Annotated in this window: 19 protein-coding genes; 3 read left to right on the top strand and 16 right to left on the bottom strand. The window is 60.1% G+C overall.

What is annotated here, in order from left to right; genetic code table 11:
- Positions 1-37 precede the first annotated feature (37 nt).
- Genes QRN50_RS23150 through QRN50_RS23140 form a run of 3 tightly spaced genes read left to right on the top strand, consistent with a single transcriptional unit; the run spans position 38 to position 2,035 of the window.
- On the top strand, positions 38-736 hold the full coding sequence (locus QRN50_RS23150; RefSeq protein WP_011269012.1) for a hypothetical protein: 699 nt from the start codon (positions 38-40) through the stop codon (positions 734-736).
- Entirely contained in the window at positions 729-1,364 is a 636-nt protein-coding gene (locus tag QRN50_RS23145; RefSeq protein ID WP_011269011.1) for a hypothetical protein, read from the top strand. The genes QRN50_RS23150 and QRN50_RS23145 overlap by 8 nt, the downstream gene beginning before the upstream one ends.
- 35 nt (positions 1,365-1,399) lie before the next feature.
- A complete protein-coding gene (locus QRN50_RS23140) occupies positions 1,400-2,035 on the top strand; it encodes a hypothetical protein (protein ID WP_024639758.1) in 636 nt (211 codons plus the stop codon).
- 6 nt (positions 2,036-2,041) lie between these two features.
- Here the strand turns inward: QRN50_RS23140 and tspR are convergent, their stop codons facing one another.
- The 16 genes from tspR to QRN50_RS23060 all read right to left on the bottom strand — a co-directional run bounded on the left by tspR (position 2,042) and on the right by QRN50_RS23060 (position 19,919).
- Positions 2,042-2,638 (bottom strand): type III secretion system genes modulator TspR, encoded by a 597-nt coding sequence (gene tspR / locus QRN50_RS23135; RefSeq protein ID WP_003313945.1) that lies wholly within the window; start codon positions 2,636-2,638, stop codon positions 2,042-2,044.
- Positions 2,639-2,707: 69 nt separating this feature from the next.
- Positions 2,708-5,497 (bottom strand): hybrid sensor histidine kinase/response regulator RetS, encoded by a 2,790-nt coding sequence (gene retS, locus QRN50_RS23130; protein ID WP_003399691.1) that lies wholly within the window; start codon positions 5,495-5,497, stop codon positions 2,708-2,710.
- Between the two features lie 91 nt (positions 5,498-5,588).
- The gene (gene purD / locus QRN50_RS23125; protein WP_003399692.1) at positions 5,589-6,884 is read right to left on the bottom strand and encodes a phosphoribosylamine--glycine ligase; all 1,296 of its coding nucleotides are present in this window, start codon (positions 6,882-6,884) and stop codon (positions 5,589-5,591) included.
- Positions 6,885-7,024: 140 nt separating this feature from the next.
- On the bottom strand, positions 7,025-8,629 hold the full coding sequence (gene purH, locus QRN50_RS23120) for a bifunctional phosphoribosylaminoimidazolecarboxamide formyltransferase/IMP cyclohydrolase (RefSeq protein ID WP_003399693.1): 1,605 nt from the start codon (positions 8,627-8,629) through the stop codon (positions 7,025-7,027).
- Between the two features lie 80 nt (positions 8,630-8,709).
- On the bottom strand, positions 8,710-9,030 hold the full coding sequence (fis, locus tag QRN50_RS23115; RefSeq protein ID WP_002555375.1) for a DNA-binding transcriptional regulator Fis: 321 nt from the start codon (positions 9,028-9,030) through the stop codon (positions 8,710-8,712).
- Positions 9,027-10,040 carry a tRNA dihydrouridine synthase DusB gene (gene dusB / locus QRN50_RS23110; RefSeq protein ID WP_003399694.1) on the bottom strand — a complete coding sequence of 338 codons (1,014 nt, stop codon included), beginning with the start codon at positions 10,038-10,040 and terminating at the stop codon, positions 9,027-9,029. The genes fis and dusB overlap by 4 nt, the downstream gene beginning before the upstream one ends.
- Before the next feature lie 316 nt (positions 10,041-10,356).
- A complete protein-coding gene (locus QRN50_RS23105) occupies positions 10,357-11,691 on the bottom strand; it encodes a DUF3426 domain-containing protein (protein ID WP_096127378.1) in 1,335 nt (444 codons plus the stop codon).
- Between the two features lie 24 nt (positions 11,692-11,715).
- Positions 11,716-12,594 (bottom strand): 50S ribosomal protein L11 methyltransferase, encoded by an 879-nt coding sequence (gene prmA, locus QRN50_RS23100; protein ID WP_003399696.1) that lies wholly within the window; start codon positions 12,592-12,594, stop codon positions 11,716-11,718.
- A 137-nt stretch (positions 12,595-12,731) separates the two neighbouring features.
- The gene (gene accC, locus QRN50_RS23095) at positions 12,732-14,075 is read right to left on the bottom strand and encodes an acetyl-CoA carboxylase biotin carboxylase subunit (protein WP_003399697.1); all 1,344 of its coding nucleotides are present in this window, start codon (positions 14,073-14,075) and stop codon (positions 12,732-12,734) included.
- Between the two features lie 17 nt (positions 14,076-14,092).
- Positions 14,093-14,554 (bottom strand): acetyl-CoA carboxylase biotin carboxyl carrier protein, encoded by a 462-nt coding sequence (gene accB / locus QRN50_RS23090; protein ID WP_011269006.1) that lies wholly within the window; start codon positions 14,552-14,554, stop codon positions 14,093-14,095.
- 76 nt (positions 14,555-14,630) lie between these two features.
- Positions 14,631-15,083 (bottom strand): type II 3-dehydroquinate dehydratase, encoded by a 453-nt coding sequence (gene aroQ, locus QRN50_RS23085; protein ID WP_002555369.1) that lies wholly within the window; start codon positions 15,081-15,083, stop codon positions 14,631-14,633.
- Between the two features lie 129 nt (positions 15,084-15,212).
- A complete protein-coding gene (locus QRN50_RS23080) occupies positions 15,213-17,003 on the bottom strand; it encodes a protein-disulfide reductase DsbD (protein ID WP_024642378.1) in 1,791 nt (596 codons plus the stop codon).
- Positions 17,004-17,109: 106 nt separating this feature from the next.
- Complete coding sequence (locus tag QRN50_RS23075; RefSeq protein WP_003399719.1) at positions 17,110-17,382, bottom strand: DUF3613 domain-containing protein; 273 nt, start codon at positions 17,380-17,382, stop codon at positions 17,110-17,112.
- Positions 17,379-18,113: a tetratricopeptide repeat protein gene (locus tag QRN50_RS23070; protein ID WP_011269004.1), complete on the bottom strand. Its 735-nt coding sequence runs from the start codon at positions 18,111-18,113 to the stop codon at positions 17,379-17,381. Before QRN50_RS23070 ends, QRN50_RS23075 begins: the two co-directional genes overlap by 4 nt.
- Positions 18,114-18,148: 35 nt before the next feature.
- The gene (locus QRN50_RS23065; protein WP_024660776.1) at positions 18,149-19,033 is read right to left on the bottom strand and encodes a type II secretion system F family protein; all 885 of its coding nucleotides are present in this window, start codon (positions 19,031-19,033) and stop codon (positions 18,149-18,151) included.
- 1 nt (position 19,034) lies between these two features.
- Positions 19,035-19,919 (bottom strand): type II secretion system F family protein, encoded by an 885-nt coding sequence (locus QRN50_RS23060; protein ID WP_024660777.1) that lies wholly within the window; start codon positions 19,917-19,919, stop codon positions 19,035-19,037.
- Between the last annotated feature and the right edge of the window lie 2 nt (positions 19,920-19,921).

Raw genomic sequence — 19,921 nt, 5'->3', positions numbered from 1 at the left:
GGACTGCCTCCGCTTCCGGGATAAAAGGAATTTTCCCATGAAGCAGGAATTGGATGCCGTAGTCGTCAATGCGGGTTGTTTGATGTTTTTCCCTGAGCCGCAGCCGGTCTCCCTGAAAAACGATGTGCTGGACTCGATGCTGTACGTGCAGTTGGCCGCATCGAAGCAACACTCAAAGTTTGCCGAACCCGAAAAATGGAATGAAACCCGTCTCGCCGCAGCGCAGCGTTTCGGCTGGTTGCCGAGTGCCAACGAACATGTCAGCCAGCCTTTGCCGGCAGAGTCTGCCGAAACGGTATGGAGTTGCATGGCGCGCGCGCTTGCACCCTTCGTGTCAGCCGACACTCTGCTGCAGGCAGAGTCGTTCATGCGCAGGGTGGGCAATCAGTCCGTCGGCAGCGAAGCGCTTGATCTGCTGCGCAGTCAGAGCGTACAGAGCGGTTTGAATCACGCAGGAAGATTGCAGGTCAGCGTGGTTCTGCAAATGGCGTTCGTCGACACCCGGCAGAACCTGAAGCTGGCGCAGTTTCAGTTCGCCACGCGTCAGCCGTTGCCATCCGCTTTTCTTTTCGAGGTCATCGAGCCAAAGAATATCTACGGCAACATCGCTGTGACCGTCTATGCGATGCAACTGTTCGAACAGGTCTATTCACAGTTTCGCGATGGCATCGATACCGCGCTGTCGAGCAAGCGCGCTGGTCTGATCATGTCGCTTGGGGGCAGTCCTGATGTCTGATCCGAATGAAGCCCTGTTGACCGGTGCCAGCCTGCTGTCCTTCGCCGACAATGTCGAACCTGATTTGCGCCAGGACATAATCGATTGTCTGCACCATGCCAAACTGGTCGCAGATGATCGCCATTCTTTCAGGGGAAACTGGCGTGCATGGCTGGATGTTTACCAGCGCTCGATTGCCGCCACGGGCGGTTCGCATGGCGCCGGGATCAACGATGCGCGTTTGAAGATTCACAGTTTCAGTGACATTGGCAGCTTGCAGCTTCCAGTGTTCGATAATGCTGGCGAGCTTCGCCAGCTATATCGCAGTTCGCTCGACAGGCTACTGAGCAGTGATCATGCGAAGACGTTTTTCAGCAGTTGGTTTACGTCCGGACGTTCTGAAAGCTTTCAACTCATACCGTGTTCAATGCACAGCGAAGACGAGGTGACGATCCTGTTGTGCAGCCTGCAGATGACGACCATTGCGTTGAGACCCGCGCTTTATTTTTGGCAGGTTCTTGGCGGAGAAATGCAGGTGCATGTCGTAGGTACTGCATTCCGCTTCAGTCGCCAGAGCTTCGAGCCTTTTCGCCAGGTTGTGCAGGACACCCTGGCTGATCGTGCCGCAGCCGAAATCATCAGTCTTTAGCAACCTGGACAAGCCCATGGAAGGGAGTAACGCAAATGAGTGCAAACACAGGCAATGCGGCCTATCTGGGCACTATCCCCAGTATGGTGGCGTTCCTGCCCGGGCTTGCGAGCGAGGAGCGCACGGATATTCAGAACGTGCTTCTGGACGCTCAATTGTTCGCAGACAGGCAGTTTGATTTCAAGGCCCAATGGGGCAGTTGGATGCATTACTACCGCAGCCGCCTTAAGGCGCGCGGTATACAGCAAAAGGGTGTGGTCCTGGGTGACTCACTGGTGGTGAGCAGCGCCGACGATTTGTTGGAGGCGACGTTCAAGGTCAGCCATCCTGCGGACCGCAAACGTCTTGGCGGCCTGGTGCAGCGCGCTGTCGCAGCGTTGGGAGTGAATCAGGCAGCAGAGTCGTACTTTCAAAACGGCTTCGATCAGGGACGTCTGGGCAGTTTTCAGGTCGTGCCCTGCGAAAAGTATGAACCTGATCGAGTCCTTCTGTTGTTGTGCAGTCTGCATCTCAGCGTGGACGAGTATGCGGCAGGTAGCCGACGGCTGCTGTTTCACTTCAAAGGTGGCAGTTACACGTTTGACACTAAGGCGTATGCAGCACACCGTGACGAGGTGATGGATTATCTGGACGGCAGGGCGCAGGGGCTGGTGCGCGCTGCAAGTATCTGAATCCGGTCAGGGCAGCAGGTAGCCCCGGATGCCGGTGAAGATGATTTGCGCGGCCAGCGCACAGACGAACAACCCCATCAAGCGGCTGACAATCTGCAAACCCTGATCGCCGAGGATTCGTTCGATACGGTTGGAGAGGTAAAGCACGACGCCTACGGTCAGGCTGGCCAGCGCAATACTCAGGATGGCGGTGAGTTTGTCGTCCCAGTGGGGTTGACTGACGCCCATGACCAGCAGCGCCCCGATAGTGCCGGGGCCGACGGTAAGCGGGATGGTCAAAGGAACGATGGTCACATCCTGCTGGATATTGTCGGTCTGCACTGCCGACTTGCCCTGGGCCATGCCCAGCGCCGATATGAACAGCACACTGCCTGCCCCAATCCGGAACGCATCCACGGTGATGCCGAATACATCGAAAATCACGCGTCCGAACAGATAGAGCAATACGCTGGAAACCAGTGTCGCCAGTGCCACCTTCCAGGCCAGGCGTCGCTGTTCCTTGCGCGAGTGACCACGCGTGAGGCTGATGAAGCAGGAAAGAACGAAAAACGGGCTGTAAAGCACCAGCATTTTCAGATAGACGCTGAACAACACGTGAAGCATGGCTTCGACTCACAGCAGCAGGTGGATGGCATCGCCAGTCTATCAGGCCACAGGCCTTTCCCGTCGCTGTCAGTTTTGCCGATAGTGCTCGCCGTCCGAGGTCAGCCCGCGGGCCTTGTCACGGTGCGCCACCCAGTGCTCGACCAGTTCGCGCAACTGGGACAATTCGATGGGCTTGGCCATGTGGCCGTCCATGCCGGCCTGGCGCGCGCGGTCCTTGTGCTCGGTGAGAATATGCGCGGTCAGTGCCACGACCGGGGTGCGTACACGCTGATTGCCGACTTCCCAGGCGCGCAATTGCTCGGTGGCCGAGAAGCCGTCGAGTATCGGCATCTCGCAGTCCATCAACACCAGGTCATAACGCTGCGCCTTCATGGCACGTAACGCTTCTTCGCCATTGCTCGCGGTATCGGGGTTGAGGTTGAGCTTGCCGAGCATGCCGCGGATGACCTTGGTCGAAATGCTGTTGTCTTCGGCCACCAGAATCCGGAAGTCGCCAGGGACGTTGACCGGCGGAGTCACGACAGGGCCAGGCTTGTTCGACACGACACCCTTGTTCAACTGGGTCAGTTCATCGGCCAGCGTGGTCTTGAGCGTGTAGCCTGCCACCGGTTTGGCCAGAATGCGCTTGATGCCGGAGTTGCGCGCGATGATCTTGCTGGGCGCATTGCTGATGCCGGTCAGCATGATCAACAGAATGTCGTGATTCAGGCTTGGATCTTCCTTGATCTTGGCGGCCAGTTGCATGCCGGTCATGCCTGGCATGTTCTGATCGAGCAGGACCACATCGAAATAGTCGCGCAGGTGCGCCTTGGTTCTGAGCAGGGCCAGTGCCTCCTTGCCGGACGCCACTGCGCTGACATTCAGGCCCCAGGCGCTGCATTGCTGGACCAGCACTTTGCGGCACGTGTCGTTGTCGTCGACCACCAGCACCCTGGCGTCTTTGAGCGGGCTGTCCAGATCGATGGTCGGCTGTTCAAGCAGCTTTGCGTCCAGCGGCAGGTTCAGCCACAGCGTATTACCTTGCGCACCCGTGTTCTGAATGCCGAACTCGCCATCCATCAGTACGATCAACTGACGAGCGATCACCAGCCCGAGGTGGCCGCCGAGCCGGCTGCTGGCCAGGAAGTTACGGCTGTGCAGTTCGGCGTGCAGCAGCTCTTCACGCTCTTCGTCGGAAAGCGATTCGCCGCTGTCCTGCACCGAAATACGCAGCCGCGTATTGCCGCTTTTCGATGACTCAAGGGATACGGCCAGCAGAATTTCCCCTTCGTCGGTCTTCTTCAGGGCATTTTCCAGCAGGCTCAGCAATGTCTGGCGCAGGCGAGTCGGATCACCATTGATGACACGTGGCACCTGCGGCTGGATCTGGCTGATCAGTTCGACCTGTTGCTGCTCGGCCTTGGCGCGGAAGATATTCAGGCAGTCCTCGACCAGCGCGCCGATGTCGAACTGCACGTCGTCCAGTTCGATCTGCCCTGACTCGAGCTTGGTGATGTCGAGAATCTCGTTGATCAGCGTCAGCAGTTCGTTACCGGCACTGTGGATGGTCTGCACGTAATCGCGCTGCTTGACCGACAGCGGGGTGCCGAGCAGCAGCTCGGTCATGCCCAGCACGCCATTCATCGGGGTGCGAATCTCGTGGCTGATCTTGGCCAGAAACTCGGCTTTGGCGTTGATTTCGGCGGTGCTGGCCGCCTGATCGCGGCTGATGCTGAAACGGTCTTCGGTGATGCTGCGATGGCGCTCGCTGAGCGCCAGGCTCATCAGCACACCGCTGATGCAGAACACGCTGAGCAGCGCCAGTATCAGCCATTGCGGCGGCACCAGGCTCAGCCACAGCAGGCCGGGCAGGACCACCATGTAGCCGATATTGAAGGTGATCATCCCCAGGACAAACAGGCGCGCCGAGCGATAGCCCTTCTGCCAGTGCCACATCGACACCGCCAGAATGCTCAATGTCGTCAACGAGACCAGGCCGAACGTCAGGAAATTGATCGGCAGCTTTTCGTCGAACAGCACCAGCAGGGCGCCGATCCCCATGAGCACCGCGTTGCCCAGCAACAGGCGATCGAGCTTGCGGGCATTGCGGTGGACGAAGAAACAGTAGGTGTAGATCAGGCCTGCGACAGCTGCCAGCAACAGTGCCAGGTGCGCGCTCGGGGTTTGCGCGATATTCCACGGGTCGATCGGGCGCAGCAGGTTGAGGAGCAACAGGGCACTGAGCCCGAGTAACGATTCGCAGGCGGCCAGCCACAGATTGCTGCGCGACCGGGTGTGCCCGTAACGCGTCAGGTTCTGCACGATCAGCATGGACAGTGCGCCAAACAGCAGCCCGAACAGCAATGGCTGAGTCTCATTGGCGGCGCTTGCGATGGCCGGTTCAAGGGTAATGCTGGGGCGCATTTTCTGCGCGGAGACCAGCCTCAGGTAGATATCCAGCGGGGCCGAGCTTTGCGGAACCGGCAGCAGGAAATCGTTGGACGGCAGTCGCTGATCTTCAATCGGTACGTCATTGCCCGTGCGTACATGATCAATCTGTCGATCGCCGTCCATGACATACATGTCGGCGCTGGACAGGTCCGGGGCGAAGATGCGCAGCAATTGCTCGTGCTGGGTCGGTTGCAGGCGGTAGTGCAGCCATAATGCGCTGTCGCGATCCGCAGCCGTGACACGTTCCAGCTCGATGGGGCTGAATTGATTCTGATAGCGCGCCGAGCGGATTTCATCCAGCGTCAGGTGGGCCTTTTCGTCGAGCAGCGTAGACCAGCCTGCACCATGCTCGGCCTGTGCCGAAAGCATGAACAGCAGAGTCAGCAGTCCGACGGTTGAGGCTATGGCAATCCTGAGCCAGCGCACAATGAAATCCCTTCGTGAGTGAATGCCTGGTAAAAACCGCGAATACCGGAGCAACCGGCCAGCCTCTGTTTGAAGAGGCTGGTCCGATCGATTATTCCTGGTCTTCGCCACGCTCACGGGCAATGGCTCGGTAGCCAATGTCCTTGCGGTAGAAACACCCTTGCCAGTCGACTTTTGCGGCCAGCGCGTAGGCATTTTCCTGCGCGTTGCCCACGCTGTCACCCAGTGCTGTGGCACACAGTACACGACCACCGCTGGTCACGACACGCTCATCCTGCAAGGCTGTGCCTGCATGGAAGATCTTGCCTTCGAGCTGTGCCGCTGCGTCCAGACCTTCGATGACCGCGCCTTTGGCGTAGTCGCCAGGATAACCCCCGGCGGCCAGCACGATACCCAGACTCGGGCGCGGGTCCCACTGTGCTTCGATCTTGTCCAGCGCCTGCGCCAGTGCAGCTTCGACCAGCAGTACCAGGCTCGATTGCAGACGCAGCATGACCGGCTGGGTTTCCGGGTCGCCGAAGCGGCAATTGAACTCGATGACTTTCGGGTTACCCGCTTTATCGATCATCAGACCAGCATAGAGGAAGCCGGTGTAAACGTTGCCTTCATCGGCCATGCCCCTGACGGTCGGCCAGATAACCAGGTCCATGACACGTTGATGAACCTCGGCGGTGACCACCGGGGCAGGGGAGTAGGCACCCATGCCGCCGGTGTTCGGCCCGCTGTCGCCGTCGCCGACGCGCTTGTGGTCCTGGCTGGTGGCCATGGGCAATACATTCTTGCCGTCGACCATGACAATGAAACTGGCTTCTTCGCCATCGAGAAACTCTTCGATGACAACGCGCGAACCGGCGTCGCCAAAGGCGTTGCCAGCCAGCATGTCACGTACGGCGTCTTCGGCTTCTGCCAGGGTCATGGCGACGATCACGCCCTTGCCTGCGGCCAGGCCGTCGGCCTTGATGACAATAGGCGCGCCCTTTTCACGCAGATAGGCCAGGGCAGGCTCGATCTCGGTGAAGTTCTGATAGTCGGCAGTAGGAATCTTGTGGCGCGCCAGGAAGTCCTTGGTAAACGCCTTGGAACCTTCGAGCTGCGCAGCGCCGGCAGTCGGGCCGAAGCAGTCCAGGCCACGGCTGCGGAACAGGTCGACGACGCCTGCAACCAGCGGTACTTCAGGGCCGACGATGGTCAGCGCAACGTTCTTTTCAGCGAAATCCGCCAGTTGTTCCAGTGCCAGAACGTCGATGGCCACGTTCTCGCATTTGGCCTCGATCGCCGTGCCCGCATTGCCCGGTGCGACAAACACCTTCTGCACGCGCGGGTCCTGGGCGACTTTCCATGCCAGGGCGTGTTCACGACCGCCGCTGCCAATGATCAAAATATTCAAAAACAGACTCCTTTGGAGTAGCTACAAGCTGTTAGCTACAAGCTGCAAGTAAACGCGGGTGGTCAGCTTGCTTGCAGCTCATGGCTTTGAATGGTTAATACGCTAGGCTTTAGCTTGAAGCTTGAAGCTTGAAGCTGCCTTTAGTGCCTGAAATGGCGCATGCCGGTAAACACCATCGCGATGCCGGCTTCGTCGGCCGCAGCGATCACTTCATTGTCACGCATCGAGCCGCCTGGCTGTATGACAGCGGTGATGCCGACCTTGGCCGCGTTGTCGATGCCGTCACGGAACGGGAAGAAGGCATCGGAGGCCATGACCGCGCCCTGAACCTGCAGCCCGGCGTGTTCAGCCTTGATGGCAGCGATACGTGCCGAGTTCACGCGGCTCATCTGGCCTGCACCGACGCCGACGGTCTGGCGGTTGCGGGCGTAGACGATGGCGTTGGACTTGACGTACTTGGCGACTTTCCAGGCGAAGATCAGGTCATGCATTTCCTGTTCGGTCGGCGCACGCCGGGTGACGACCTTGAGGTCGGCTTCGGTGATCATGCCGATGTCACGGCTCTGTACCAGCAGGCCGCCATTGACACGCTTGTAGTCCCACGCAGGCAGGCGCTCGCTCCACTGGCCGCTGGTCAGCAGGCGTACGTTGGCTTTGCTGGCGACGATGGCGCGGGCTTCGGCGCTGACGCTCGGTGCGATGATCACTTCGACGAACTGACGCTCGACGATGGCCTTGGCGGTTGCAGCGTCCAGCTCGCGGTTGAAGGCGATGATGCCGCCAAATGCCGACTCGGAGTCGGTGGCGTAGGCCAGTTCGTAAGCCTGACGAATGCCGCCTTCATCATCCGGGCAGACCGCCACACCGCAGGGGTTGGCGTGCTTGACGATCACGCAGGCCGGTTTGACGAAGCTCTTGACGCATTCCAGTGCGGCATCGGTATCGGCCACGTTGTTGAACGACAGCTCCTTGCCTTGCAACTGGGTGGCGGTGGCAATGCCGACCTCGGCAGGTTTGGCTTCGACGTAGAACGCGGCACTCTGGTGCGGGTTCTCGCCGTAGCGCATTTCCTGAGCCTTGACGAACTGGGTGTTGAAGGTGCGCGGGAACTGGCTGCGGCCTTCGGTACTCAGGGTTTCGGCGGTCTGGTCGACGCCGCCCAGGTAGTTGGCGATCATGCCGTCGTAGGCGGCGGTGTGCTCGAACGCCTTGAGCATCAGGTCGAAGCGCTGGGCGTAGGTCAGGCCACCGGCCTTGAGGCTTTCCAGGACCTGGCCGTAATCGCTGGCATTGACCACGATGGCGACGTCCTTGTGGTTCTTCGCCGCGGAGCGGACCATGGTCGGGCCGCCGATGTCGATGTTTTCGATAGCGGTGGGCAGGTCGCAGCCCGGCTTGGAGACAGTGGCTTCAAACGGGTACAGATTGACCGCAACCAGATCGATCGGCTTGATGCCGTGCTCGGTCATGATGGCGTCGTCTATGCCGCGACGACCCAGAATCCCGCCATGGATCATGGGGTGCAGGGTCTTGACCCGGCCGTCCATCATTTCAGCGAAGCCGGTGTAGTCGGCCACTTCGACTGCCGCGACGCCGTTGTCCTTGAGCAGCTTGAACGTACCGCCAGTGGAAAGAATCTCGACGCCCAGCGCTTCAAGCTCGCGGGCAAACTCAAGGATTCCTGTCTTGTCGGATACGCTGATAAGAGCGCGGCGGATCGGCAGGCGGGTAGTCTGGTCGGTCATCTCGATTTCCATCAAAAGCAAAAGAAGTCAGCAAAAAAAAGCGACCGCGGTGCAAGGTCGCCTTTTCTGTTTTGAATGCTTTAAAGCAGATCGTACTGTTTGAGTTTCTTGCGCAGCGTGCCGCGATTGAGCCCCAGCAGCTCGGAGGCCTTCGTCTGGTTGCCCTTGACGTAGTTCATCACGCTTTCCAGAAGCGGAGCCTCGACTTCCGACAACACCAGGTTGTAGACGTCAGTGACGGATGCGCCTTCGAGGTGGGCGAAATAATTGTGCAGCGCCTTCTCGACACTTCCGCGCAGGGTCTGACCCTCTTCGCTCGGCGTGTTGAGGTGCTGTTTCAAATTGACGTTGTCGCTCACGGGTGTTGTTCCACTCACTAAAGTCTCGGTCATCATCGTCATGCGGCCACCTCTTTATCATTCTCGTTATCCGGGCCCTTGCAGCCTTGGCTGAAGAACTCCCGGACGTTGGCGCACTGTGCTTCCGTATCTTCCAAACGATTGAAGTGGGCGCGAAACTCTCTGGCGCCCGGCAGGGTTGCGAGATACCAACTGACGTGTTTGCGTGCAATGCGCACGCCCATCACGTCTCCATAGAAAACGTGGAGCGCTGCCAGATGCTCAAGCAGAATGCGTTCCACTTCACTCGACTGCGGCGCCGGGAGTGTCTCTCCGGTGCGCAGGAAGTGTTCTATCTCGCGAAAAATCCAGGGACGCCCCTGTGCGGCCCTGCCAATCAGTAATCCGTCTGCACCGGTAGCCTTCAGCACGTGCCGGGCCTTTTCCGGTGAATCGATGTCGCCATTGGCAAAGACCGGTATCGACACGGCCTGTTTGATCAGGGCAATGGTGTCGTACTCGGCCTCGCCGGTGTACAGGTCGGCACGGGTTCGCCCGTGTACCGCCAGTGCCGTGATGCCCGCCTGCTCGGCGATTTTCGCCACTGTCAGGCCATTTCGGTTGTCGCGATCCCATCCGGTGCGGATCTTCAGCGTGACCGGTACATCGACTGCAGCCACGACGGCCTGCAGGATGTCGTTGACCAGTTGCTCGTCCTTCAACAGCGCCGAGCCAGCCGCCTTGTTACAGACTTTCTTGGCCGGGCAACCCATGTTGATGTCGATGATCTGGGCGCCCAGTTCGACATTGGCACGTGCTGCGTCTGCCAGCATCTGCGGATCACCACCGGCGATCTGTACCGAGCGCGGCTCGGGATCACCTTCGTGGATCATGCGCAGACGCGATTTGCGGCTGTTCCACAGGCTCATGTCACTGGTGACCATCTCCGAAACCACCAGGCCGGCACCGAGTCTTCGGCACAGCTGACGGAAAGGCTGGTCGGTGACGCCCGCCATCGGGGCGAGAATCAAGCCGTTTTGCACTGTATATGGGCCGATGCGTACTGCCGACATAGCCTTACCTGTTGTGGAGGCCAAATCATCCGCAGGCCGTGTAAAAACCGTTTCACCCGGTCTGCAACGGCTCATCCCGCCAGCCGCATGCGCCACCGTCAGAACGAACCGAGAGTTTGAAAAAGGGTTGGCATGATACCCGCTCTCGATGACTGGATAAAGGCTGAATTGGATAAAATCTGAACAGCTCGTACCCGTGCTCGACGAGGCTGGTCAAAGGGTGTTTTGTAGCGAAATTTCTGCGATCGTGCAGTGTTATTTGCTGAAAACAGCGTGTAAAGATGCAGTCTTGACCGACGCCTGGGCGTCGGGTGTGTCATTCCGGCGAGCGGAAGTTCAGGCTGTAGTTCACGGCCTTGGCGCCAGGATCAAGGATATCCAGCGCGATATGGATCGGCGTCTGGGGTGGCATCTCTTCCTTGCCGGCCATTTCGCCGCTCAGGTATTCGCTGGGCTTGAACCGACGACTGGCAATCAACTGACCGCCGGTATCGGAAAAGCGCAGCTCCAGCAGCGGAAACGGCTGGGAAAACGAGGCGCGGTTGTAGATGATTGCATCGACCACCAGCGCCCCCTGAAACTCCGGGTGGCTGCGCACGACCAGGTTGCTGCTCTTGAGCTGGGAAATGTCGACCTTGCTCGGCACCTTGCAGCCAACCTGCGGGCAAATCTGCTGAAACAACGGGCGATACTGATCCTGACGTGCCAACTGATCGAAGTGGTACCAGACGTACTGTCCTGCCAGACCCGCCAACGCCAGCACGATCAACAGGCCCCAGGCCAGGCGTCTGCCCCAGCGTGGTTTGGGCCGTTGCCAGTCCAGCTGTAAAGGATCGTCGGTCAGATCAAGAAGTGTCTGGTCGCGCACTGCCGGTTCGTTGCGGCTGCGCTTGCCCCGGGTTTCAGGCTCCGGCTCATGGTCGTGGTCTTCATCATCGTCATCCACCGCTGACCAGCGCTCGACCTTCTCGGCAGGCGGGGCTTTGCGCTGAATGATGACCGGCATCGGCGACTCGTCATCGTCCAGATCCTTGTCCAGTGACAGCGACGGCTCGGTGCGTTTGTCGTCCTCCGGCGGCTCCGCAGCTTCTGCAGGGTCGGTATCCGCGATAACCTCGGCATGCAGCTCGGGCAGTTGCTCGACATCATCGTTATGCAGCGTATCGACCCATGCCGCTTCGTCGCTCTGACGACTGTCACGCTTCGCAGTCAGGCTCACATCGTCGTTGCCGATATCGCTGACGGGGCGGGCAAAGGTGTCAGGCCTGCGGGTCTCGCGTTGTTCGAGGCGAGCCAGTTCTTCGTCCAGATTGAGATTGTCCAGATCCAGTTCGCTGACCTGCCAGGGGTCGTCCTCTTCGGGCAACTTTTCCGGCTCCGGCTCCGGCTCCGGCTGAGGCTTCAGCTCGGGCTCGGGAACTGGCGTCGGCAGAAACTCCGGTTCGGGCAGGGCTGCGACCACCGGCGAGGCGGGCAGGGCCTCTTTCTCGGCGTCATCGCTGGCGCGTTGCTCGAGCAACTGCCGTGCTGCGTTGAACACCTGCAGGCAGGCTCCGCAACGCACCACGCCACGGGCCACGCTCAGTTGAGCGTGACTGACTCTGAAACTGGTCTGGCAGTGCGGGCACTGGGTGACGAAACTGTCGGTCATGCGGCTGTCCGGTTGAAGCGGCGGTTAACGGCGGCGACCCGTGATGCGTACCCAGCCATCTCGGTTTGCGATCGGGTCCAGCTCAAAACTGTCAGCGTAGGCTGCCGCGACTTCCTCACCCTGTTCGGCAAGGATGCCTGACAGCGCCAGGCGTCCGCCGGTCCTGATCAGGGTTGCCAGTTGCGGCGCCAATGAGACCAGCGGGCCAGCCAGAATGTTGGCGACCAGCACGTCGGCCTGCTGGTGTGGCAGATCCTCGGGCAGGTACAGCGGGAAGCGTTCGGCCGCGATATCGTTGCGTCCGGCATTGTCACGAGACGCTTCCAGTGCCTGTACGTCGATATCGGTGCCGACAGCCTGTTCGGCACCCAGCAGCAGTGCGGCGATGGCCAGAATGCCCGAGCCGCAGCCGAAATCCAGCACGTTGCAGCCGTCGAGGTCCTGGCCATCCAGCCACTCGAGGCACAGCGCGGTGGTCGGGTGGGTCCCGGTGCCGAACGCCAGGCCCGGATCGAGCAGCAGGTTCACGGCGTCCGGTTGCGGTGCGGCATGCCAGCTCGGCACGATCCACAGGCGCTTGCCGAAACACATCGGCTGGAAGTTATCCATCCAGCTGCGTTCCCAGTCCTGATCTTCGATGACTTCGGCGCTGTGCTCGGGCAATTCTTCGCCGGTCAGCAGGCTCAGGTGCGCCAGGGCCATCTCGGCATTGGTGTCGGCTTCGAACAGCGCCAGCAGGTGGGTGTGTGCCCACAGCGGCGTGGTATTGAGTTCGGGCTCGAAAATCGGCTGGTCTTCGGCGTCCATGAATGTCACGGACACGGCGCCGACTTCAAGAAGGGCGTCTTCGTAGGTTTCGGCTTGTTCCGGGCTGATGGCGAGACGGACTTGCAGCCAAGGCATGGCGGATTACCTTCGATTTGGAAATAAGTGTGGCTAGTAAGGCCAGTGCGGCCGCAGGAAGCGGGCAAGTTTACTGCTATGCGCTGCAAACAACAAAGCCGCATCACTGCGGCTTTGTCGTTGTGAAGCAGACTGGCTTATTGATTGGCCAGTTTGTGCTCCAGGTAGTGGATGTTGACTCCGCCTTCGCAGAAGCCTTCATCGCGGGTCAGGTCGCGGTGCAGCGGGATGTTGGTCTTGATCCCGTCGACCACGATTTCGTCCAGGGCATTGCGCATGCGTGCCATGGCTTCTTCGCGGGTCGCGCCCCAGGTGATCACTTTACCGATCAGCGAGTCATAGTTGGACGGTACCTTGTAGCCGCTGTACAGGTGCGAATCGACCCGTACACCGTTGCCGCCCGGTGCGTGGAAATGCTTGACCAGACCTGGGCTTGGCACGAAGGTCTTCGGGTCTTCGGCGTTGATCCGGCATTCCAGCGCATGGCCCTTGATGACCACGTCATCCTGGGTATACGACAGTTTGTTGCCGGCGGCGATGCTGAGCATCTCCTTGACGATGTCGATGCCGGTGACCATTTCCGAAACCGGATGCTCCACCTGAACACGGGTGTTCATTTCGATGAAGTAGAAACGACCGTTCTCGTACAGGAACTCGAACGTACCCGCACCGCGATAGCCGATATCGATACACGCCTTGACGCAGGCAGCCAGAACATCCTCGCGCGCCTTTTCATCGATGAACGGTGCCGGCGCTTCTTCCAGAACCTTCTGATGGCGGCGCTGCAGCGAGCAGTCACGATCGCCCAGGTGGATGGCCTGGCCCTGACCGTCGGAAATCACCTGAACTTCCACGTGACGTGGGTTGGTCAGGTATTTTTCCAGGTAGACCATCGGGTTGCTGAACCAGGCGGCTGCTTCGGCGCGGGTCTGGGAAGCGGCTTCGATCAGGTCTTCTTCGCGATGAACCACACGCATGCCGCGACCACCACCGCCACCGGCGGCCTTGATGATCACCGGGTAACCGACTTCACGACCAATGCGCAGAGCGGTGGCTTCGTCTTCCGGCAGCGGGCCGTCGGAACCGGGAACGGTCGGCACGTTGGCCAGCTTCATGGCGTCCTTGGCGGAAACCTTGTCACCCATCAGGCGAATGGTGTCTGCTTTTGGACCGATGAAGGCAAAGCCGGATTTTTCGACCTGTTCGGCGAAGTCGGCGTTCTCGGCGAGAAACCCGTAACCCGGGTGGATCGCGGTGGCGCCGGTCACTTCGGCAGCCGAAATGATCGCCGGAATGTTCAGGTAGGACAGATTGGCCGGTGCCGGACCGATGCAGACGGTTTCGTCTGCCAGGCCCAGGTGCATCAGCTCGCGATCTGCGGTGGAGTGTACAGCGACGGTCTTGATGCCCAGTTCTTTACAGGCACGCAAGATGCGCAAGGCAATTTCGCCGCGGTTGGCGATCAGAACTTTTTCCAACATCGCAGGCTCTCCCCGGGTCAAACGATTGTGAACAGCGGCTGGTCAAACTCAACCGGCTGACCGTTTTCTACCAGGATGGATTCGATCACACCGCTGGTTTCTGCCGTGATGTGGTTCATCATTTTCATCGCTTCGACGATGCAGATGGTGTCGCCTTGCTTGACGGTCTGGCCGACTTCGACGAATGCAGGCGAAGTAGGCGCCGGGGTACGGTAGAACGTACCGACCATTGGCGACTGGACCACAAAGCCGTTCAGTTTCGGAGCCGATGGCGCTTCTGGAGCGGCCGCAACCGGTGCTGCTGCAGGAGCCGGAGCCGCTGCAGGCGCAGCAACCGGAGCCGGTGCGTAGTAAGGCTGTGCCGGCGTCTTGCTGTGACGGCTGATCCGTACGGATTCTTCGCCTTCACGGATTTCCAGCTCGTCGATGCCGGACTCTTCCAGCAATTCGATCAGTTTCTTGACTTTGCGAATATCCATTAATCAACTCCCAAGGTTCTGTAAGGGCAATGTGTCGGCCGGCTCAAGCCATATGGTCAGCTTCAGGCTGGACTCGTCATGGCTTGGCACTGGCGGCCAGTTGTTCCAGGGCGGCTTCCAGGGCCAGTCGGTATCCACTGGCACCCAGGCCACAGATCACTCCTACAGCGACATCTGAAAAGTAGGAGTGATGGCGGAAAGGTTCGCGTTTGTGCACGTTTGATAAATGCACTTCGATGAATGGGATGCTCACTCCCATCAGCGCGTCACGTATTGCAACGCTGGTGTGCGTAAAAGCGGCCGGATTGATCAAAATAAAATCCACACCCTCGCCGCGGGCAGCGTGAATGCGGTCGATCAGTTCGTACTCGGCGTTGCTTTGCAGATACATCAGATGGTGACCGGCATCGCGAGCGCGCTGCTCCAGGTCCTGATTGATCTGAGGCAGGGTGATAGTGCCGTAGACCCCGGGTTCCCGAGTGCCCAGCAGGTTCAGGTTGGGTCCGTGAAGGACCAGGATGGTCGCCATTGCGTGTTCCTTTTATTGTCTGCGAGCGGTTTACGCCCGGCGACTATGCCGGAAGGGCAATGGACTGTCCAGTTAACAACAGTAGCCAGCACAATGAGCGATATTCGCGCAAAGTTTGTGACTCAGGTGTCAGTTTTGGTCATTGGCGCTGTTCAGACGCTCAATCAGGCCTGCTGCGTCGATTTCGCCGATAACCCGCACAGTTTGCCGTTCTTCGCCGTTTTTATCGAAGAAAAGCAGCGCTGGCGGGCCAAACAGCTTGTACCGGTCGAGCAGGGCGCGTTGCTCTGCGTTGCTGTCGGTCATGTCGAAACGCACCTGTTTGTAACCCGACAAACGGGCGACCACACCCGGGTCAGGCAGGACTTCGTGTTCGATGACCTTGCAACTGATGCACCAGTCGGCATACCAGTCCAGCACCAGCGGTTTGCTTTCGCGCCGGGCTTCCTGCATCACACGGTCCAGTTCGGCGGAGGTGGTGATCGTCTGCCACTGTGACGCGACCGAAGCTGCTGCCCCGTTATTTGCCGGGGCGTATTCGCGACCCAGCGGGCGCATGGGGTCGGTCTGCCCGGACAGCGCGCCGTACCAGCACGCCAGCGCATAGACCAGCAGCGCCAGCCCCAACAGTTGGGCGAGTTTCTGCCGTGTGGTTTTGATGTTGAATTCCAGCGCACCGAGAAACAGCGCGACACCGGCCGACAGCAGACCCACCAGCAATAGCGTGACCTGCCCTGGCAGCACGCGGCTCAGCAGGCCGATTGCCAGTCCCAGCAGCAGCACACCGATGGCATTTTTGACCGTCACCAGCCAAGGGCCGCTTTTCGGCAGCCATGTGGCACCACCGGTTGCGATCAGCAACAGCGGCGCGCCCATGCCCAGCCCCAGCGCAAACAGTTTCAGAGCGCCGCCGAGCGCATCGCCGCTGGCGCTGATGTACAACAGCGCACCGGCCAGAGGCGCCGATACGCAAGGTGACACCAACAGGCTGGAGACCACGCCCAGCACCGCTGCCCCCCACAAGGAACCGCCCTGGGTCTTGCCGGCGATACGGTCCAGGCGAGAGCTGATGGACTGCGGCAGGCGCAGTTCGAAAGCGCCGAACATGGCAATGGCGAAGATCACGAAGAATGCCGAGAACGGCACCAGTACCCAGGCCGATTGCAAGCGCGCCTGCAGGTTAAGGCCTGCACCGAACACGCCCATCAGCGCGCCCAGCAGGGCAAAGCACGCCGCCATCGGCAGTACGTAAGCGAGAGACAGGCTCAGCCCGCGCAATCCGCCTACCTGACCGCGCAGTACCACGCCGGACAGAATCGGCAGCATCGGCAGTACGCACGGGGTAAAGGTCAGGCCTACGCCGGCGAGAAAAAACAGCGCCAGTTCTTTCCAGCTCCAGGCTGCTGTGGCGGCGGGTGGGGTGGCAGAGGCTTGCTCGGCCGGGCTGGCGGCCACATCACCAATGCTCAAGCGCTCGGTTTCAGGTGGATAGCACAAGCCCTTGTCGGCGCAGCCCTGGTACGTGACGGCGAGGGTAAAGGGGCGCTGTTCGCCGGGTTTGCGTGGCAGGTCGATATCGAGAATGCCGTGATAGACCTCGACATCGCCAAAGTACTCGTCGTGTTTCTGCTCGCCCTTGGGCAGTTGCGCTTGGCCAAGGCCGATGTCGGCAGGCTCGGTGCGGAACTGGAAGCGGTGGCGATACAGGTAGTAGCCGTCGGTAGCGACCAGCCTCAGTTTGATCGACTCCGGCGTCGTCTCGATCAGGCTCAACTGAAAGGCCTGACGCACAGGCAGGAAGTCCTTGCTGTTATCCAGCGAGCCACCGCCCAGGGTGGATGAGGGACGGCTGTCCAGCAGACCGGCGCCGGAGGCGGGCAGGGCCAGGATCAATAGCAGCAGGCATAACAAACGGCGCATGGCAGTCTCGAAGATCGAAAGTCCGCGCATGATAACGGAGTGCCCGGCGGCCTGCCGAGCGCAGGTTGTAAGAGTGGGTGTCAGCAGGCCCACAATCGGTTCGGAATTATTTCTTGCCCGAGGAAAAGCTGCCGCCAGCCTCCTGATCGTAAAAGTCCGGGATCTTGTACTTATAGGTGTCCAGCCAGCGTTGCAGACTGAGGTCGCGTTCTGCAGCGGTATTGACCTGCGGCGTCGGCGAAGCCGCCTTGCCGCTGGCCTGAAGCTGCAGCCAGGTCTCGGTCTGCCGGGTTTCAGAAGGCGAAGTTTCATGGTTGTCCGCCCAGGCATCTCCTGCGCTCAACAGCAGTACACACCCGGTGAGTATCATGCGCTTCATGGTCGTACCTCCTGGGACTGACGATCATTTTGTCCTGTCAGGCTGGCAATGGGCCGTGCAGATGCTCGAGCAGCAGGGGGCTTTCGCAATTGCTCGGCGCGCGCCTGGGCATCGGTCACCTGTTCAGGCGTCAGCCCGGCCCGCGACGCCAGTTCGGCGGCCTGCGTCCAGTTGTTCTGATAGATCAGCAGCGTGGCCAGGTTCACCGCTGCCAGCGAGTCCGATTGTTTGAGCTCCATGGCCGTCAGGAACTGAAAGCGTGCCTGTTCCAGTTTCAGCTGATTGAGGTAGACGACGCCCAGGTCATTACGGATCTTTTCATCGGTCGGTTGCAGCTTGCTGGCCATCAGCAGGTGTTGCTGTGCCAGCGCGTTGTCACCACGCGCCGCAGCCAGTTGCCCGAGGCCATGCTCACCCTCGGCTGCCCGGCAGGTGCCCAGCAGGCTGCGGTACAGAGGCTCTGCCTCGTTGCTGCCTAATAGCCGCAACACCCGGGCCTTGCGCAAGCGGACTTCGCCCAGGCTGTCGGGCAGGCTTTCCAGGTTGGCAAGGCTGGCATGCAGCCGGCCTTCGTCGGCCATGTTCTGAGCCAGATTCAGGGAGAACTCCTGATCCGAGGTCAGCTTGGGGCACTGGCCCGCCTGAGCCGTGGTCTGCGTCCAGAGGGGGCGACCATCACTGGCGCATCCGCCCAGCAACAGCAGCCCGAGTAGTACGATCACTGGTTTCATTGCAATGCGTCCTTTCGTGCACAGGTAATACCGGGTCAACTGCCCAGTGCGCGGCTTATTGCCATAAATCCGGGCCCGGCCAGCACAATCAGCAGGGCGGGGAACAGAAACACCATCATGACCACCGACATTTTTGCCGAGAGTTTGGAAATGTATTCCTGCAGGCGGGTCAGGCGTCGGTCGTCGATCAGTTGCTTGAGCGTGAGCAGGGACTTCAATGCGCCACCGCCCTGATGAATCAGTTGATTGAGGATCACACAGGTGTCGCTCAGCTCGTCGACGTCCAGCAGGGCTGCGGTTTTTCTCAGTTCTTCGCCCAGTTCCAGGCCGGAATCAACGCGCATCAGCACCACGCGGATTTCCTCGGACAGCACCGGCAACAAGTCTTTGCCTTCGTTGCTGAGCACCCGAAGCGCCTGCTCGACCGCCATGCCGGACTCGAACAGGATGCGCAGCAACGGGATAAAGGTAGAGATTTCCACCACCACTTGTTTCTGACGGCGCCGAGCCACGCTCGCCAGAATCCGCTTGGGCAGCAGATAGCCGGCGCCCAGGGCAAAGATAGGCGCGATGAGCGGTTGCTGGACGCCTTTGAAAAACAGCATCTGGCCGAGGATGGCCACGACCATCAGGCCGACCGGAACGCCGACCTGGCAGGCTGCGAACAACGAGCGTTTACTGGCGCGCCGCCAGCCGATGCGGTTGAGCAATATCTGGGTTTCCGAATCCAGGCTGATGCTGCGTTGACCTATGCGGGTGTCACCGAGCAACCGCAACAGGCTGCCGATGCGGCTCTCGCGGATCACCTGGCCCCTCAAGCGTCTGGCCACCAGGCGTTCATTGCTACGTTGACGGGCTATGCCTGACAACAGCAAAAATGCGGCAGCGGCAAGCATCATGGCGGCGAATAACAGTTCCATCTCAAATGCTCCTCAACATGCGCCACAACACCACGCACCCCGTGACCTGCAGGGCGAAGGCCGCGCTCAGCATGATCTTGCCGCTTTCGTCATCCCACATATGCAGCAGATAGCTGGGATTCACCGCCAGAAAGTAACCAGCCATGCTGATCGGCAGCAGCGCCAGCACCACGGCAGTCATTCGGGTTTCGCCGGTCATGGCGCGCAATTGGCGACCGGCCTGTTCCCGATCACGAATCAGCTTGATCAGGTTTTCCATCAGCTCGCTGGCATTGCCGCCGTAGCGGTGATTGACCCGCAAGCCGATGGCGAACAGGTGAAACTCATCGCGCTCATACAGTTCGGCAAAGTCCCTTGCCGCATCCGGCAGGCTGACCCCCAGTTGTACGTTACGCTCGATCCGGCTCATGCCGTCCTTGAGCGGCTGGTCGGTGGCGTCGATGCCGTGCAGCACGGCGTCGGCCAGGGTTCTGCCGGACTTGAGGCTGCGCACGGTATGGTCGAGCAATTGCGGCAGCTGCTGGATCATGCGGCGCACGCGCACCTCATAGCGCCACGACACGAACACACGCAGTGTCAGAGGCACCGCCAGCAGCACGCTGAGCGCACCGACGACGCCGGCCATTGCGTAGCCGATCAGTATCAGCAGCGCATACAGCGACAAGGCCAGGCCCATGCGTTTGGTCGGCTGTCCCAGCCCGGCGCGCAAAAAGGCCCGATCCAGGTAGCTCCAGCCGGTCTTTTCAGCCACGGGCTGCACTTGCCCGGCCATTAGCCGCTGCCGGACCCGTTCACTGGCTCCCTGATTGAGCGCCAGGTAGAACATGCGAATGGACGCAATAAACAGCAGCAAGGAGATCAGGCCCAGTACCAGAGACGCACTCATGC

Source organism: Pseudomonas sp. MEJ108 (assembly GCF_030208985.1).
Classification (GTDB): domain Bacteria; phylum Pseudomonadota; class Gammaproteobacteria; order Pseudomonadales; family Pseudomonadaceae; genus Aquipseudomonas; species Aquipseudomonas fragariae.
Note: the sequence above shows the minus strand (reverse complement) of the source record. Positions and strands in the feature narration are given on the sequence as shown.